The organism is Zobellella iuensis (assembly GCF_016746085.1).
Classification (GTDB): domain Bacteria; phylum Pseudomonadota; class Gammaproteobacteria; order Enterobacterales; family Aeromonadaceae; genus Oceanimonas; species Oceanimonas iuensis.
The window spans coordinates 125,610-140,445 of record NZ_JAERTZ010000018.1 but is presented as its reverse complement, the minus strand read 5'-3'; the positions used below and the strand labels follow the sequence as shown (position 1 = coordinate 140,445).

12 protein-coding genes and 1 tRNA gene are annotated in these 14,836 nt (G+C 66.5%); 9 read left to right on the top strand and 4 right to left on the bottom strand.

Annotated features, from left to right (window positions below):
- The first annotated feature begins 90 nt into the window (after positions 1–90).
- On the top strand, positions 91–516 hold the full coding sequence (locus JKV55_RS07440) for a YbjN domain-containing protein (RefSeq protein ID WP_202084256.1): 426 nt from the start codon (positions 91–93) through the stop codon (positions 514–516).
- Positions 517–662: 146 nt separating this feature from the next.
- Positions 663–750, top strand: a tRNA-Ser gene (locus JKV55_RS07435).
- A gap of 44 nt (positions 751–794) precedes the next feature.
- Here the strand turns inward: JKV55_RS07435 and JKV55_RS07430 are convergent.
- Complete coding sequence (locus JKV55_RS07430; RefSeq protein ID WP_202083760.1) at positions 795–1,907, bottom strand: hypothetical protein; 1,113 nt, start codon at positions 1,905–1,907, stop codon at positions 795–797.
- Positions 1,908–2,062: 155 nt separating this feature from the next.
- Between JKV55_RS07430 and JKV55_RS07425 the strand changes: the two genes are divergently transcribed.
- On the top strand, positions 2,063–2,701 hold the full coding sequence (locus JKV55_RS07425) for a 2OG-Fe(II) oxygenase (protein ID WP_237332733.1): 639 nt from the start codon (positions 2,063–2,065) through the stop codon (positions 2,699–2,701).
- A gap of 35 nt (positions 2,702–2,736) precedes the next feature.
- On the opposite strand, the gene JKV55_RS07420 is transcribed toward JKV55_RS07425, so the two are convergent.
- Positions 2,737–3,756, bottom strand: coding sequence for a patatin-like phospholipase family protein (locus tag JKV55_RS07420; RefSeq protein WP_202083758.1), 1,020 nt, complete (start codon positions 3,754–3,756; stop codon positions 2,737–2,739).
- 328 nt (positions 3,757–4,084) lie between these two features.
- Here JKV55_RS07420 and asnB point away from each other — a divergent pair, with 328 nt between their 5' ends.
- Both asnB and JKV55_RS07410 read left to right on the top strand, forming a co-directional pair.
- Positions 4,085–5,749: an asparagine synthase B gene (asnB, locus tag JKV55_RS07415; protein WP_202083756.1), complete on the top strand. Its 1,665-nt coding sequence runs from the start codon at positions 4,085–4,087 to the stop codon at positions 5,747–5,749.
- A gap of 228 nt (positions 5,750–5,977) precedes the next feature.
- Entirely contained in the window at positions 5,978–7,261 is a 1,284-nt protein-coding gene (locus tag JKV55_RS07410) for an MFS transporter (RefSeq protein WP_202083755.1), read from the top strand.
- A gap of 15 nt (positions 7,262–7,276) precedes the next feature.
- Here the strand turns inward: JKV55_RS07410 and JKV55_RS07405 are convergent, their stop codons facing one another.
- The gene (locus tag JKV55_RS07405) at positions 7,277–7,747 is read right to left on the bottom strand and encodes a hypothetical protein (RefSeq protein ID WP_202083753.1); all 471 of its coding nucleotides are present in this window, start codon (positions 7,745–7,747) and stop codon (positions 7,277–7,279) included.
- 134 nt (positions 7,748–7,881) lie between these two features.
- Between JKV55_RS07405 and JKV55_RS07400 the strand changes: the two genes are divergently transcribed.
- Both JKV55_RS07400 and JKV55_RS07395 read left to right on the top strand, forming a co-directional pair.
- Positions 7,882–10,413, top strand: a complete 2,532-nt coding sequence (locus tag JKV55_RS07400; protein ID WP_369409629.1) for an EAL domain-containing protein — start codon at positions 7,882–7,884, stop codon at positions 10,411–10,413.
- A 44-nt stretch (positions 10,414–10,457) separates the two neighbouring features.
- Entirely contained in the window at positions 10,458–11,216 is a 759-nt protein-coding gene (locus tag JKV55_RS07395; protein WP_202083751.1) for a MipA/OmpV family protein, read from the top strand.
- A 15-nt stretch (positions 11,217–11,231) separates the two neighbouring features.
- On the opposite strand, the gene JKV55_RS07390 is transcribed toward JKV55_RS07395, so the two are convergent.
- Complete coding sequence (locus JKV55_RS07390) at positions 11,232–12,065, bottom strand: PhzF family phenazine biosynthesis protein (RefSeq protein ID WP_202083749.1); 834 nt, start codon at positions 12,063–12,065, stop codon at positions 11,232–11,234.
- 103 nt (positions 12,066–12,168) lie between these two features.
- Between JKV55_RS07390 and JKV55_RS07385 the strand changes: the two genes are divergently transcribed.
- Positions 12,169–13,083, top strand: a complete 915-nt coding sequence (locus JKV55_RS07385; RefSeq protein ID WP_202083748.1) for a LysR substrate-binding domain-containing protein — start codon at positions 12,169–12,171, stop codon at positions 13,081–13,083.
- Positions 13,084–13,176: 93 nt separating this feature from the next.
- Positions 13,177–14,826: a Glu/Leu/Phe/Val dehydrogenase dimerization domain-containing protein gene (locus JKV55_RS07380; RefSeq protein WP_202083746.1), complete on the top strand. Its 1,650-nt coding sequence runs from the start codon at positions 13,177–13,179 to the stop codon at positions 14,824–14,826.
- Positions 14,827–14,836: the final 10 nt, after the last annotated feature.

Sequence of the window (14,836 nt, the reverse complement as noted above, 5' to 3'; positions counted from 1 at the left end):
TTTTGATTCTCCTCGCCGGGCCTTTGGTTTACACTAGCGTCCCTTCAAGCCCAATTTTCAGGAATTTCAGTGTTAACAGCAGAAATCGCCATGCGCTGGCTCACCGCCGGCTATATCGACCATTACATCTGTGAAAACTGCCACGGCATCCATCTGTCCGAGCTGCAGGGTCTGGATGGCGTGCTGGAAAGCCGGCTGTTTGTTGAACATGAAGACGCCATCATCACCACCGAAGTGGAAATCCGTCCCACCGCCCTGCTGGCACTGGTGGCCGACCTGGGCCGGCTGAACATGAACTACCCCAGCCTCAAGGTGTTTGTCGATATCGTTGACGACAACCTGCCCCGGCTGATCGTGGCCGACTACCTGCATACCCAGGCCGGGCTGGAACAGCACCAGTTTCTGTGGATAGTGCAGCAGACCATGGTGGCCACCCAGCAGCTGGTGCAGGAGATCACCGAACTGGGTTTCCTGATGCAGGACGAGCCGCAGAAAATGCCTTCGGCTGTGCATTAAGCCCGCAAATTGCACGCGGTTAAGGCAGTTGCACCAAAGCCTGTTAAAAAACCCTTGAACAACGTTCGGCAAGTCGTTAAATTACGCCCCGTTCCCAAGCGGGGCCGGTGAAGGTAACACCGATAACAAAAAACGCAAAAAAATCTGGTGAGGTGTCCGAGTGGCTGAAGGAGCACGCCTGGAAAGTGTGTATACGGCAACGTATCGAGGGTTCGAATCCCTCCCTCACCGCCACCTTGAAACCCCGAGCAGAAATGCTCGGGGTTTTTCGTTATGGCTCAGCCGGTGCGTCGCCCGAACAAGCCCCGATACAAGCCGCGCAGCAAGCCCTGCAGGGTCCAGAGGACACCCAGGCACCATAACAGAAAAGATCCCAACCACAGCAGCAGGGAGGCCATCAGCAGCGACAGCCGGTAAAGCCCCTTGCCCGCGTCCGGCAGCAACCGCAGCACCCCGCGGTAGGCGCCGCGATACCCCGATGATAATTGCTCCAGCCGCACCAGCTCCCGCACCGAATCGGCCCGCCCGAGGGAGTCCATGGCGCCCCGGGCGCCACTGTGACCGGCGATATTGCGCACCGCCCGACCGGTGGAGGCCAACTGCCCGGTCGCCTCGGTGCCGACGATGCGTCCGGCGGCCAGTGCCAGTTCGTCCAGCTCCGCCCGGCTCAGCTGCTTCAGTTCCAGCCGGCCCAGGCGTTCACCCAGCTCCCGCGCCGCCCGGCCGTCGATGGCCTCCCGGCTCAGGCGGTGGAGCTGCTCCCCCAGTTGCCGGCTCATGCGACCGCTCTTGCGGGCCACCTTCAGCAGCGACACCCCGGCCCGGGCCGGCACAGTGGCACCGCCGCTGGCCAGGCTCAGGGCGCTGAGCCCGATGCCGGTGCCGGCCAGGGCCAGCAACAGGGGATCGTGATCCGGCCAGGCCAGGCCTTCCCGGGTCAGATCACGCAGATCCCCCAGCAGGGTCAGGTCGGTGATCACCGCCGCCGCCATCCCCTCGGCGCTGTCGGCCCGACCGGTGCTGAGCCCCTGCCAGATGTCCCCGGCGGAGCGCAGCATCCGGGCCTGCCAGCGATCGGCCTCCTGCAACCGGGCGATCAGGACGTCGTCCAATACCACCCCCTGCTCCTGCGCCAGTTGATAGAGGGAGAGGGCCAGCTCCACATCTTCCTGCTGCAGCGCCTGCTCCAGTGCCGCCTGGTAACGAGCCGCCGGCAGCCATGACAGGCGGAACTGCGCCATCAACAGCGGATCGCCCTGCCACCAGAAGATCCGCGCCGCGTCCCGGGCCTGGGGCAACACAGTACCGGCACTCAGCATCAGGCTGGACAGCATCGCCACGAAAAACAGTTTTCTTACCCGCCTCATCACCGCCTGCACCCATCGAATCATCCTGCCCTCTATTATCGTGTCCGGGGCCGTGATCGGAAAGAGGGCGGGCACCGGGGCCCGCGAGAAGTATTATTTTATTTGACGCACAGTTTTTCTCTCTGGCGACCAGGGCCGCTCTGGGTGTACATAGGCGCTCCTACTGGAGGGTTTATCGCTTGAATACCGTGTCGCAGCTAGAACAAGCCTTTGATGAAGTGGTGGACGCCATCGCCGGGCCGGGTATCGGCATCTTCCCCCGCTTCCTGGACGAGGCGCAGGTCACGGCCCTGCGCCAGGACTTCGCCGCCCTGCCCCCCTGGCAGCTCACGCCTGCGGGCATCGGCCGGGAGCAAACCCATCACACCAACGAGCGTATCCGCACCGACAAGACCCGCTGGCTGGAGGCTGACAGCCCGGCCCAGCGCGATTACCAGACGCTGATGGCCGGCCTGCAGCAACAGATGAACCGCCAGCTGTTTATGGGGCTCAAGGACTATGAATGCCACTATGCGCTCTACCAGGCCGGAGATTTCTACAAGAAGCACCTGGATGCCTTCCGTGGCCGCGGCAACCGCCGGTTGACCACTGTCGTCTACCTCAACGAACACTGGCAGGACGACGATGGCGGCGAGCTGCTGGTTTATCCTGAAAAAGGCAAGGCAGTACTGCACCGGGTGCGGCCCGAGGCCGGCACCCTGGTGTGTTTCCTGTCGGAGCTGTTTCCCCACGAGGTGCTGCCGGCCCGGCGGGAGCGGCTGAGCATCGCCGGCTGGTTCCGGATCGACGATCCCCTGGCGCCGGCGCTACTGCCGTAGGCTCCACCAGTACCGCCCCCGGCTCCTCCCCGCGCTCAAAGAAACAATTTGGCAATGTCCGCCGTAGCCCCTTTCCCCACGCTATCGCCGTGTTCCGACAGCCAGGCGCCGGCCCGGGCCCGGCCCTGATCGCGCAGCATCTCCAGAAACGACCGGCTGGTCGTCAGCCTGGATTCCATGGCCAGCCGGCCGACCAGATCCCCGGTATCGATCAGGTGCATCCTGGTGCGGGCAAGACGCCGCTCCAACCGTCCCCCCGGCCACAGCGTCTGGCGGGCAAACTGGCGCGCCAGCGCCAGACTGTGCAGCTCACGCAGCAAGGTGCTATTGAACGCCAGCTCCTGGGTGCGATGGTGTATTTCCTCATGGGTCAACGGGAGTTGCGAATGTTCGAAGGGACTGAGCAAGACCAGCAGGATATCCGCCGAAGATACCTCGTAGACCAGGGGAAAAACCGCCGGGTTGGCGGCAAAGGCGCCGTCCCAATACGGCTCTCCCTCGATCAATATCGCATGGTGCAGGGTCGGCAGGCAGGCCGAGGCAAGCAACATGTCCGCCGTCAGCTCGGCCGTCCGGAACAGCCGCAGCCTGCCGCTATTGGCGTGAGTGGCGGCAATGAACAGTTTCAGCGGGCAGCGCTCACGCAAGCGGTCAAAATCGATTTGCCGACCGACAATATCCCGTAACGGATTGATCCCATAAGGATTAAACTGTTGTGGTGAAAACTGCCGTGTCCAGTACAGCATGATCCTGATGGCGGTGGCCAGGCGGCCGCTTTCACTGTCGGCGCCGGCATTGAGCATGGGGGCACAGTCGGCGACCGCTTCCCAGAAACGGGCCAGTGCCTCCCGTGCACCCTCGTTGCCCCCCTGCAACAGGCCATGGGCCAGTACCACGGCGTTCATGGCACCGGCGCTGGCGCCGCTGATCCCATCAATGACAAAGCGGCCGTCTTCCAGCAGGGCGTCGAGTACGCCCCAGGTAAAGGCGCCGTGGGCACCACCGCCCTGCAGGGCAAGGCTGACGGAACGACGCCGAGATGAACGAAACAGCATAAAAGCCTCCGAGTTGCGCCAAGCTACCGAAGCCCGCCCTCCTGTACCATACTACCCCCGCACATCGCTTTGATGACAGCGCCGCCTACCCGAATGAAGGCCGGCAGCCCGCCGGTGTATCCGGAGCAGACCCGCCCGAGCACTTTTAACGAATAATCAATATAACGACCATTTTATTATCTATTTTCCAAATAAAACCACCTTAAATATGGAATAAAAAATTAGCAGCCTTTTTTTATAAATTTTCGCTATTTTCTCTTTTCATCCCGGTTTGACTCTGGCAACCTGAGTTCATTCATGTAGATCAATGTGTTAAGGACAAGCCCCCATGTGTTCCATCTTCGGTATTCTCGAACTCAAATCCGATCCCACCGCCCTGCGTAGCCGTGCCCTGGAGTTGTCCAAGCTGTTGCGCCACCGCGGCCCCGACTGGTCCGGCGTCTACAGCAGCGACAACGCCATCCTGGTGCACGAGCGCCTGGCCATCGTCGGCCTGGACAGCGGCGCCCAGCCGCTGCTGAACCCGGCCAAGACCCATGCCCTGGCGGTGAACGGCGAGATCTACAACCACAAGGAGCTGGAAGCCGAGCTCACCTGCGGATTCGAGTTCCAGACCAAGTCCGACTGCGAAGTCATCCTCGGCCTGTACCAGGAAAAGGGGCCGGAATTCCTCGACGATCTGAACGGCATCTTCGCCTTCGTGCTTTACGACCAGGAGAACGACGCCTATCTCATCGGCCGCGATCACATGGGCATCATCCCGCTCTACACCGGTTACGACGAAGCCGGCAACTTCTACGTGGCCTCCGAGATGAAGGCGCTGACCCCGGTGTGCAAGACCATCAGCGAATTCCCCCCGGGCCACCTGCTGTACAGCAAGGAAGGCCAGCCGCGCCGCTACTACCAGCGCGACTGGGAAAACTACGACGCGGTCAAGGACAACGTCTCCAGCGTGTCCGAGCTGCGCGAGGCGCTGATGGCGGCGGTCAAGCGCCAGCTGATGTGCGACGTGCCCTACGGGGTGCTGCTGTCCGGTGGCCTGGATTCCTCCATCATCTCCGCCGTGGCCAAGCTGTATGCCGAGCGCCGGGTGGAAGACGACGGCAACAGCGAGGCCTGGTGGCCGCGCCTGCACTCCTTCGCCGTGGGCCTGGAAGGCGCCCCGGACCTGATAGCGGCCCGCAAGGTGGCGGATCACCTGGGCACGGTGCACCACGAGCTGCACTACACGGTGCAGGAAGGCCTGGACGCCCTGCGCGAAGTCATCTACCACCTGGAAACCTACGACGTCACCACGGTGCGCGCCTCCACCCCCATGTACCTGATGGCGCGGCGCATCAAGGCCATGGGCATCAAGATGGTGCTCTCCGGCGAAGGCTCCGACGAACTGTTCGGCGGTTACCTCTACTTCCACAAGGCGCCCGACGCCCGGGAGTTCCACGAAGAGACGGTGCGCAAGCTCAAGGCGCTGCACATGTTCGACTGCCTGCGCGCCAACAAGTCCATGGCCGCCTGGGGTGTCGAGGCCCGGGTGCCCTTCCTCGACAAGGAATTCATGGACGTGGCCATGCGCCTGAACCCGGCCGACAAGATGTGCGGCAACGGCAAGATGGAAAAGCACATACTGCGCGAGGCCTTCAGCGACATGCTGCCCCACGAGGTGGCCTGGCGCCAGAAGGAGCAATTCTCCGACGGCGTGGGCTATTCCTGGATAGACAGCCTCAAGGCCATGGTGGAAGAGCAGGTCACCGATCAGATGATGGCCACGGCGGCGTTCCGCTTCCCGCTGAACACCCCGACCAGCAAGGAAGCCTACTATTACAGATCCATCTTCGAAGGCCACTTCCCCCAGGATTCCGCCGCCAACTGCGTGCCCTGCGGTCCTTCCGTGGCCTGCTCCACCCCCAAGGCGCTGGAATGGGACGAGCAGTGGAAAAACATGGCCGACCCCTCCGGCCGCGCGGTCAAGGGTGTGCATACCCAGTCCTACTGAGCGCAGTAATCGACCCTAGGCCCAGGCTGTAGGGTCGAATTTATTCGACCGGGCGCGGCGCCGTGGTCGGGAGGTCCACTGAAGTGGACCCTACGGCACATTTGTCCGTAGGGTGTCGAATCTATTCGACCGAACCCGGCGCCCTATTGCCGAGGCGCGCCCGCCCGACTTGCTGCCGCGGGCCGTCGGATTTACACTGCCCGTCCGTTCCGCTTTGCCCAAGAATCCATGTCTTCCCATCCCGGCGGCACCCAGGTGCTGCGCCAACAGGGTTTTCTGCCCTTTCTGATCGCCCGGCTGGCGGCGGTGTTCGCCATGCAGATCCAGGCGGTGGTGGTGGCCTGGCAGGTGTACGACCTGACCCGGGATCCCCTGGCCCTGGCCTACGTGGGCCTGGCCCAGTTCATTCCCATGCTGCTGCTGTTGCTGCCGGCCGGCGATCTGGCCGACCGCCACTCCCGCAAGCGCCTGCTCGCCGGCAGCTGGCTGGTGCAGGCCCTGTGCAGCGGCCTGCTCTTGATGCTGTCGCTCTCCCCCCAGCCGGAGGTACGGCTCTACTACGCCGTGCTGGTGCTCTACGGCTGTGCCCGGGCCTTCACCGGCCCCACCCTGCAAAGCCTGCTGCCGCAAATCGTGCCCCGCGGCCAACTGGCCCGGGCCATCGCCGTCAACAGCATGATCATGAAGCTCGCCGTCATCGGCGGCCCCTTGGTCGGCGGCCTGCTCTATGCCCTGGGCGGCAGCCTGGCCTATGGCGTCTGCCTCGGCGCCTTCTTGCTGGCCCTGGTGCTGCTGGCCCCGGTGCAGCCCCGCTACGCCGGCGGCGCCAAAGCGCCGGAGGCCACCGCCTGGCACCGCTTCACCGCCGGCATCGGCTACATCCGCTCGCGCCCCATCATCCTCGGCGCCATCTCGCTGGACCTGTTCGCGGTGCTGCTCGGCGGCGTGGTGGCGCTGTTGCCCATCTACGCCCAGGAGGTGCTGATGGTGGGGCCGGAGGGCCTGGGCGCCCTGCGCAGCGCCATCGCCCTCGGCGCCCTGCTGATGGGGGTGGCGCTCAGCACCTGGTCGCTCAACCGCCGGGTGGGGCCGGCCATGTTTATCGCCGTCCTGGTGTTCGGCGTGGCCAACCTGGTGTTCGCCTTCTCCACCCTGTTCTGGCTGTCCTTCGCCGCCCTGCTGGTGGCGGGCGCGGCGGACATGATCAGCGTCTATATCCGCTCCACCCTAATCCAGCTGGCCACCCCGGACGAGATGCGCGGCCGGGTCAGCGCCGTGAACATGCTGTTTATCGGCTCCTCCAACGAGCTGGGGGAATTCCGCGCCGGCACCAGCGCCGCCTGGTTCGGCACCGTGCCCGCCGCCGTCATTGGCGGGGTTTCCACCCTGGCGGTGGCCGGCACCTGGATGTGGGGCTTCAGATCCCTGCTGCGGGTCGACCGCTTCGGCGATGTCGAGCCCCAGACTACCCCGGAACAGCAGGGCCATGCCGTCCGGCGGCCCCAGCGGTAGCGGCGGTTCACGCCCTCAGTCGAAATACCATTCCCAGCGGATGCTGGCGATGCGCTCGCCCCGCAGCCTGAAGGTCACATTCTCGGTGGTTTCGCGGGACTGATAACGCAGCAGTTCGGGTCCCTGCCGGGCCGGCCGGCCCAGCTCGGCCACCAGCCCTGCCCGGTCGGCGCCGACGTTCATAAAGGACGGCAGCCCCGGCTGGGGTTCGGACACCTCCAGCAGTATCGGCATGCCATTGGGATTGGACGCCGCCTCGGACAGGTAGATCTGCGCCACCAGGCCCGGACAGCGCAGGATTTCCACCTCGTCGATAAGGCCGGGCACATGGGGATTTTCCACCTGCCGGTAGCTGAGCTGGGGCTGGTCGCACTCCCGGGCCAGCAACTGCTCGGCGATGTCGTTCAGCCGCCTCATGGTCTGCTCCTGCTGGCTGGCGCAACCGGCCAGGGGGAGCAATAACAGCCACCAGATACGACGTTTCATGCGACACCTCCAGGCTCTCACCAGAGCATAATCCCAGTCCGGCGCCTTTGCATACGGGGAACGCCCAAAGGCTTCTGTCCCCCGGGACAGATATGATAGTGTGGCCCATTCCCCCGCAATCCAGGTCACGCGACGTGAAATATCAAGACCCTGTAACGGCCGACCCGCCGGTCGAACGGCTGATGCAAACCGGGCTGCTCAGCTGCGGCCCCGACACCCCGCTGCGCGAGGCGGCCGAGCGCATGGCCTCGCGTCGCTGCAGCTCCATGCTGGTCATGGAAGGCGACCAGGTGCTGGGGATCTGGACCGAGCGCGACAGCCTGCGCCTCGACTTCAACAATCCCCAGGCCCTGCTCACCCCCATAGGCCAGATGATGAGCACGCCGGTCAGCCAGCTGCACCCGAACACGCCCCTGTCAGCGGTGGCCGCACGTTTTCGCGCCGAAGGCCACCGGCACTTCCTGGTGGTGGACGACCGGGGCCGGCCCAGGGGCATCGTCTCCCAGACCGATATGGCGCTGAAGCAGGGGCTGGAGCCCTACCTCGGCCTGCGCGAGGTGCACGAGGCCATGGACGGCCAGCCCCTGACGGTGGCGGGAGCACTGTCCCTGGCCGAGGTAGCGGCCCTCATGCATCAACAGGGACGGGACGCCGCCGTGGTGGCCTGCGCCGACGGCGGCTACGGCATCCTCACCGAGCGGGACATGGTCCGCTTCGTCGCCCGCCATCCGGGCAACACCCCGGTCGGCGGCCTGGCCAGCCGGCCGCTGCTGACCGTGAATCGGGGCGATACCCTGTTACGCGCCCGGGACCAGCTGATCGATCACCGGGTGCGCCACCTGGCGGTGCTGGAGGGCCGCCAGGTGGTGGGCCTGCTCGGTTTTCGCAACATCCTCGACGGTGTCGAACACCGCTACCAGCAGCAGCTGCGCCAGGCGCTGGAGCAGCGCGACCAGGCCCTCAGCCGCTCCCGGCTCAACCTGGAGCTGGCCGAACGGGTGATCGAGGCCTCCCTCGAAGGCATCATCATCACCGACGCCGAAGGCCGTATCGAGTTCGTCAACCCGGCTTTTTCCCACACCACCGGCTACGACCCGGAAGAAGTGCTGGGCCGCACCCCGGCGGTGCTCTCCTCCGGCCGCCACGACGGCGCCTTCTATACCGAGATGTGGCGGACGCTGCGAGAAAAGGGCTACTGGCGCGGCGAGATCTGGAACCGGCGCAAGAGCGGCCAGCTCTACCTGGAGTTACTGACCATCACCGCCATCCGCGATGGTGAGGGCCGGATCACCAACTTTGCCGCCCTGTTCACCGACATCACCCACATCCGCGAGAACGAGGATCAGATCCGCCAACTGGCCTACTACGATCCCCTCACCCGCCTGCCCAACCGCCGCCTGCTGGAAGATCGCCTGGAGCTGGCCATCCGCCACGCCCACCGCCACCAGCGGCGGCTGGCGGTGCTGTTCATCGATCTGGATCACTTCAAGCAGGTCAACGACAGCCTGGGCCATGCCGCCGGCGACGAACTGCTGCTCGAGGTGTCGCGCCGCCTCGGCGGCCGGCTGCGGGAAGACGACACCCTGGCCCGGCTGGGCGGCGACGAATTCATCGTACTGCTGCCCGATCTGGAAGAGGCGGACGAGGTCACCCGCGTCGCCCGGCGCCTGATCGACGCCATCGGCGAGCCCTTTCGCATCGGCCAGCAGAGTTTCCGCATCGGCTGCAGCCTCGGCATCAGCCTCTATCCCGACGATGCCACCGGCGCCGAGGAGCTGGTGCACCACGCCGATGCCGCCATGTACCGGGCCAAGCAGGAAGGGCGCAACGGCTACCGGCTGTTCCGCCGGGACATGAACCAGCAGGAACACCGCTGGCTGCAGATGGAAACGGCACTGCGCGACGCGGTGGAAAGCGGCGAGGGCCTCAGCCTGCATTACCAGCCCCAGGTCGAGCCCGCCGACCGGCGGGTGCGGGCCGCCGAGGCCCTGGCCCGCTGGCAGCACCCGGAGCTGGGGGCGGTGTCACCCGCCGACTTCATCCCCCTGGCCGAGCGCGCCGGGCTTATGGTGCCCCTGGGCCGGCGGCTGATGCGTCTGGCCGCCGCCCAGCTGCGCACCTGGCTCGACGAGGGGCGGACGCCGGTGCCGGTGTCGGTCAACCTGTCGGCCCAGCAGTTCTGGCAGCAGGATCTGGTGACCGAGGTCAGCACCCTGCTCGCGGATTACCGGTTGCCGGCCGGGCTGCTCGGCCTGGAGCTGACCGAAAGCATCCTGCTCGACAAACAGCAGCAGGCCGAGCGGCTGCTGCAGGAGTTGCGCGAGCTGGGCTGCCCGCTGGCCATCGACGACTTCGGCACCGGTTATTCGTCGCTCAGCTACCTGCACGCCCTGCCGGTCACCAGCCTGAAGATAGACAGATCCTTTATCCGACAGCTCGGCGAATGCCGCAGCAGCAGCGCCGTGCTGGCCGCGGTGACCGGGCTGGCCCGGGAGCTGGAGCTGCAGGTGGTGGCCGAAGGGGTCGAAACCCCGGCCCAGCTCGACGCCCTGGCCCGCTATCATGTCCCCCTGGTACAGGGCTGGCTCACCGGCCGGCCCATGCCGGCGACCGAGTTCGCCGAGTCTTGTCTGAGCACGGCAGCCCGGTCGGTGCCGACGTCCTGATCCTGCCCATCCCAAGAGAACCATGCCATATAGGAGGCCCGCACATGTCCCGCACTTATTTCCTGCCCGCCTTGCTGTTGCTGCCGCTGGCAGCCCCCCCGGTCCTGGCCCAGCAGGGCTGGAGCGGCAGTATCGGCGCCGGTGCCCTGGTGGCCCCCGACTATCTGGGCAGCGACAACTACAAGACCCGGGCGGTTCCCGATGCCAACCTGACTTATGGCGATCTCTTCTATGTCAGCTGGCGTGACGGCCTGGGCTGGAATCTGTTCCAATACCAGGGCTTTAGCCTGTCACCCTTTATCGGCTACCACCCCGGCCGCGACAACACCGGAGACCTGAGCCGCTTCGACAAGGTCAAGGGTGGGGCCACCGCCGGGCTGCGGCTCGGCTACCGACAGGGCCCCTGGCGCTACCAGCTCGAGGGGCACACCGCCGCCACCGGCGACGTGGACGGCTACCAGCTGAGCTTCACCGCCAACTGGCGCGAACAGCTCGCGCCCGACTGGTCGGTACGCATCAGCCCCAGCCTGACCTACAGCAGTAGCGAATGGACCCGGGACATGTTCGGGATATCGGTGCAAGAGGCCGCCCGCTCCGGCCTGAGTGCCTACCGTCCCGACGACGGCTACTGGCGCCTGGGGCTAAGCGGCAGCCTGAACTACCGCTTCGCCACCGACTGGTCGGTCACCGGCATCACCGGCCTAACCCGGCTCACCGGCGATGCCAAGGACAGCCCCATAGTGTCCCGGGTCGGCGATGCCACCCAGGCCATCACCGGACTGCTGGTCAGCTATCATTTCTGAGCCGATGCCGCACGCTCAGAGCGCCACCGCCGCGCCGCTGACCCGGATACCGCCCGCGGCCGGCACCCCCACCCGCAGTTCACTGGGCCGGCCCATGGCCTCGCCCTGGCGGATCAGCAGCTCGCCCGGCACCGGCATCAGCCCCGCCGCCCGCAGGTAGCCGCCCATGGCCGCGGCCGCCGCCCCGGTGGCCGGATCCTCCACCACTCCACCCACCGGGAAGGGATTGCGGGCCTGGAACACCAGCTCGTCCTGCCGGTATACCAGTTGCAGGGTGACCAGGCCGGCGTCCTCCATCAGCGCCTTCAGCCGCTCGACGTCGTACTCCAGCCGGGCCAGCCGCGCGGCCGAGCCCGCCGCCAGCACCAGGTGCCAAGCCCCGGCGTAGGCCAGCATCGGCGGCAGCGCCGGATCCAGCTCCTCGGGCCGCCAGTGCAGCGCCTCGAGCACCTTCTCCAGCCAGCGGGGCGGTACCGCCTTTTGCTCCGGCTCGACCGAGGTCAGCGCCGCCAGCCACTGCTCACCGTCCCGGAACACCTCGACCGGCACCTCGCCCACCGCCGTCTGCAGCCGGTAGCGGCCGGCGCCCGCCGTCTGGCCCAGCACCACACCGGCGGCGATGGTGGCGTGGCCGCAAAAGCTGATCTCCCGGAGCGGGCTGTAATAGCGGATATGGCGCTCGGTTCCGTCGAGCGGCGCCACGAAGGCGGTTTCCGAATAGCCCACCTCGGCGGCGATGCGCTGCATGGTAGCGGCGTCGGGCAGGGCCTCGCCCAGCCAGACGCCGGCGGGATTGCCGCCGGACGGGCTGGTGCTGAAGGCCGCGAGGCGATAAAGGGGCTCGTTCATCGATCATTCTCCTGTGGTGGTGACAGGCGCATTTTGACATTAGCCATAGTTAAGACAACTGCTATATTCTAGCCCTAAGACTTAGCTGACATTATCCTTAAAGATGCCCGTATCCCCGCCCCTCAACACCCTGCGCGCCTTCGAGGCCGCGGCCCGGCTCAACAGCTTCAGCGCCGCGGCGGGTGAGCTCCACCTGACCGCCGCCGCCATCAGCCACCGCATCAAGGAGCTGGAACAGGCCCTGGGCGTGCCGCTGTTCATCCGCCGGGCCCGGGGCGTCAGCCTGACCGAGGCCGGACGCCGCTACCAGGCCAGGATCGCCGACGCCTTCGGCATCATCGCCAGTGCCACCACCGAGCTGAGCCAGCCCCCGCTGGCCGGCCCCCTGGTGCTCTCCCTGCCCCACGGCTTCTGCCGGCACTGGCTGTTGCCGCGCCTGGCCGGGCTGCTCGCGCGTCATCCCGGACTGAGACTGACCCTGCAGGCCGAAGACCGGCTGGCGGATCTGCGCACCGGCCAGGCGGATCTGGCCATCCGCTTCGGCGCCGGTGACTACCCGGGGCTGCATAGCGAGCTGCTGCTGGACGATGCCGTTACCGTGCTGGCCGCCGCCCGCCTGCTCGACAGCCGCCCCCGCCGTCGCCCCGGCGACTGGCTGGCCAACACCCCCCTGCTGGACGACATCGGCGTCCGGGCCACCGAGCCCTGGAGCAGCTGGCGCCCCTGGCTGCGGGAGGCCGGGGTCGAGGCGGCCGGCACCATCGGCGTGACCGATGCGGGCCTCGCCCTCGACGCCTGCCGCCAGCGGCTGGGGCTCTGCCTCGGGCGCTGGTCCCTGGCCCAGCCGCTACTGCAGGCGGGTGAACTGCGCCCCCTGCTGCCCTGGCGCGGCACCGACTTCGCCTATTACCTGCTGAGTCGCCCGGGCGAGGAAGACAACCCCCGCATCCGGGCCCTGCGGCTCTGGTTGCAGGAGCAGGCCACGCTGTTCGCCCGGGAGCCGCGGCCCTCGCCCTAGTCCGGTGGAGCCTTGCCCCGGCCTGGCCTACGCTTAAACCTATATGACACCGGCTCCGGGCTCCGCCCGTCCGCTAGCGTTGCGAGGCGTCCCATGCTCGACTTGCCCGTTCGTCTGCTGCTGATCGAAGACAACCCGCTCCATCGCCGGCTGATCCAGCAGCTGCTCACGACCGATCCCCAGCTGCAGTGCGAGGTGGAGGCGGTGGAGCGGCTGGCCGACGGCCTCGCCCGCCTGGCCCGCAACGACGTGGATCTGGTGCTGCTCGATCTGGTGCTGCCCGACAGCCAGGAGCTCGAAACCCTGCTGCGGGTGCGCCTTGCCGCACCCCAGGTGCCGGTGGTGATCCTCACCAGCCTGGACGACGTCAAGCTGGCGGCGCGGGCGGTGGAGTCCGGCGCCTACGACTACCTGGTCAAGTCCAACCTCAAGAGCACCGCCCTCAGCCGCTCCATCCGCTATACCCTGTCCCGGGCGCGGGCCCGGGGCGGAGAGTGGGACTCGCCCATGTTCCGCCTGGCCCAGCAGCAGTTCCTCAAGGCCGCCCAGTACATGGATCTGGACGACAATATCCGCCAGCGGCTGCTGTTTCCCCAGCGCACCCAGGTGGTGTCCTTCCCCTTTTTCCGCGACGACCGCAGCCAGGTCGAGACGGTGTTCGGCTACCGGGTGCAGCATGTGCTGTCCATGGGCCCCACCAAGGGCGGTATCCGCTACCACCAGGACGTGGACCTGGGCGAGGTGGCGGCGCTGGCCATGTGGATGACCTGGAAATGCGCCCTGATGAAGCTGCCCTTCGGCGGTGCCAAGGGCGGGGTGCGGGTCGATCCCACCAGCCTGAGCAAGCGCGAGCTGCAACGGCTGACCCGGCGCTACACCGCCGAGATCATCGACATCATCGGCCCCGACAGGGACATTCCCGCGCCGGACATGGGCACCGACGAGCAGGTGATGGCCTGGCTGATGGACACCTACAGCCAGCAGGTGGGCCATGCGGTGCCGGCGGTGGTGACCGGCAAGCCGGTGGTGCTGGGCGGCTCCCTGGGCCGCAAGGAAGCCACCGGCCGCGGCCTGGTCTACCTGATCAAGGCCTCGGCCGAGCACCTGGGGCTGGATCTGTCCGGGGCCAGCGCCGTGGTGCAGGGCTTCGGTAACGTGGGCAGCTACACCGCCCGCTTCCTGGCCGAGGCCGGGGTCAAACTGGTCGGGGTCAGCGACGTCTCCACCGGCCTGTTCAACCCCGCCGGCCTGTCGGTGGACGCCCTGCTCGCTTATGTGGCCGAGCACCGGGTGCTGGCCGGCTTCCCGGATGCCGAGGCCGTCAGCAACCAGGCACTGCTCGAACTCGACTGCGACGTGCTGGCGCTGGCGGCGCTGCAAAACCAGGTGACGGTGGAAAACGCCGGCAGGCTCCAGTGCCGGCTGCTGGCGGAAGGGGCCAACGGCCCCACCATGCTGGAGGCCGACGACATCCTGTTCGAACGGGGCATCTTCGTGCTGCCCGATATCCTCGGCAACGCCGGCGGCGTGACCGTGTCCTACTTCGAATGGGTGCAGGGCATGCAGAGCCTGACCTGGACCCTGGAGGAGATCAACGCCCGGCTACAGGCCATACTGCTGGACGCCTTTCACCGCACCCTCAAGCGGGCCGGTGACAACCACATCGACATGCGCACCGCAGCCCTGATCGAGGGCGTCTCCCGGGTCACCGAGGCCAAGCTGCTGCGCGGCGTCTTCCCCTGAGGGACGACAT

Coding starts and splice junctions, on each gene's coding strand:
- JKV55_RS07410 (WP_202083755.1), top strand. CDS start 5,978: ATGTCTTCCCATCCCGGCGGCACCCAGGTGCTGCGCCAACAGGGTTTT.
- asnB (WP_202083756.1), top strand. CDS start 4,085: ATGTGTTCCATCTTCGGTATTCTCGAACTCAAATCCGATCCCACCGCC.
- JKV55_RS07440 (WP_202084256.1), top strand. CDS start 91: ATGCGCTGGCTCACCGCCGGCTATATCGACCATTACATCTGTGAAAAC.
- JKV55_RS07430 (WP_202083760.1), bottom strand. CDS start 1,907: ATGATTCGATGGGTGCAGGCGGTGATGAGGCGGGTAAGAAAACTGTTT.
- JKV55_RS07420 (WP_202083758.1), bottom strand. CDS start 3,756: ATGCTGTTTCGTTCATCTCGGCGTCGTTCCGTCAGCCTTGCCCTGCAG.
- JKV55_RS07385 (WP_202083748.1), top strand. CDS start 12,169: ATGCCCGTATCCCCGCCCCTCAACACCCTGCGCGCCTTCGAGGCCGCG.
- JKV55_RS07405 (WP_202083753.1), bottom strand. CDS start 7,747: ATGAAACGTCGTATCTGGTGGCTGTTATTGCTCCCCCTGGCCGGTTGC.
- JKV55_RS07395 (WP_202083751.1), top strand. CDS start 10,458: ATGTCCCGCACTTATTTCCTGCCCGCCTTGCTGTTGCTGCCGCTGGCA.
- JKV55_RS07380 (WP_202083746.1), top strand. CDS start 13,177: ATGCTCGACTTGCCCGTTCGTCTGCTGCTGATCGAAGACAACCCGCTC.
- JKV55_RS07390 (WP_202083749.1), bottom strand. CDS start 12,065: ATGAACGAGCCCCTTTATCGCCTCGCGGCCTTCAGCACCAGCCCGTCC.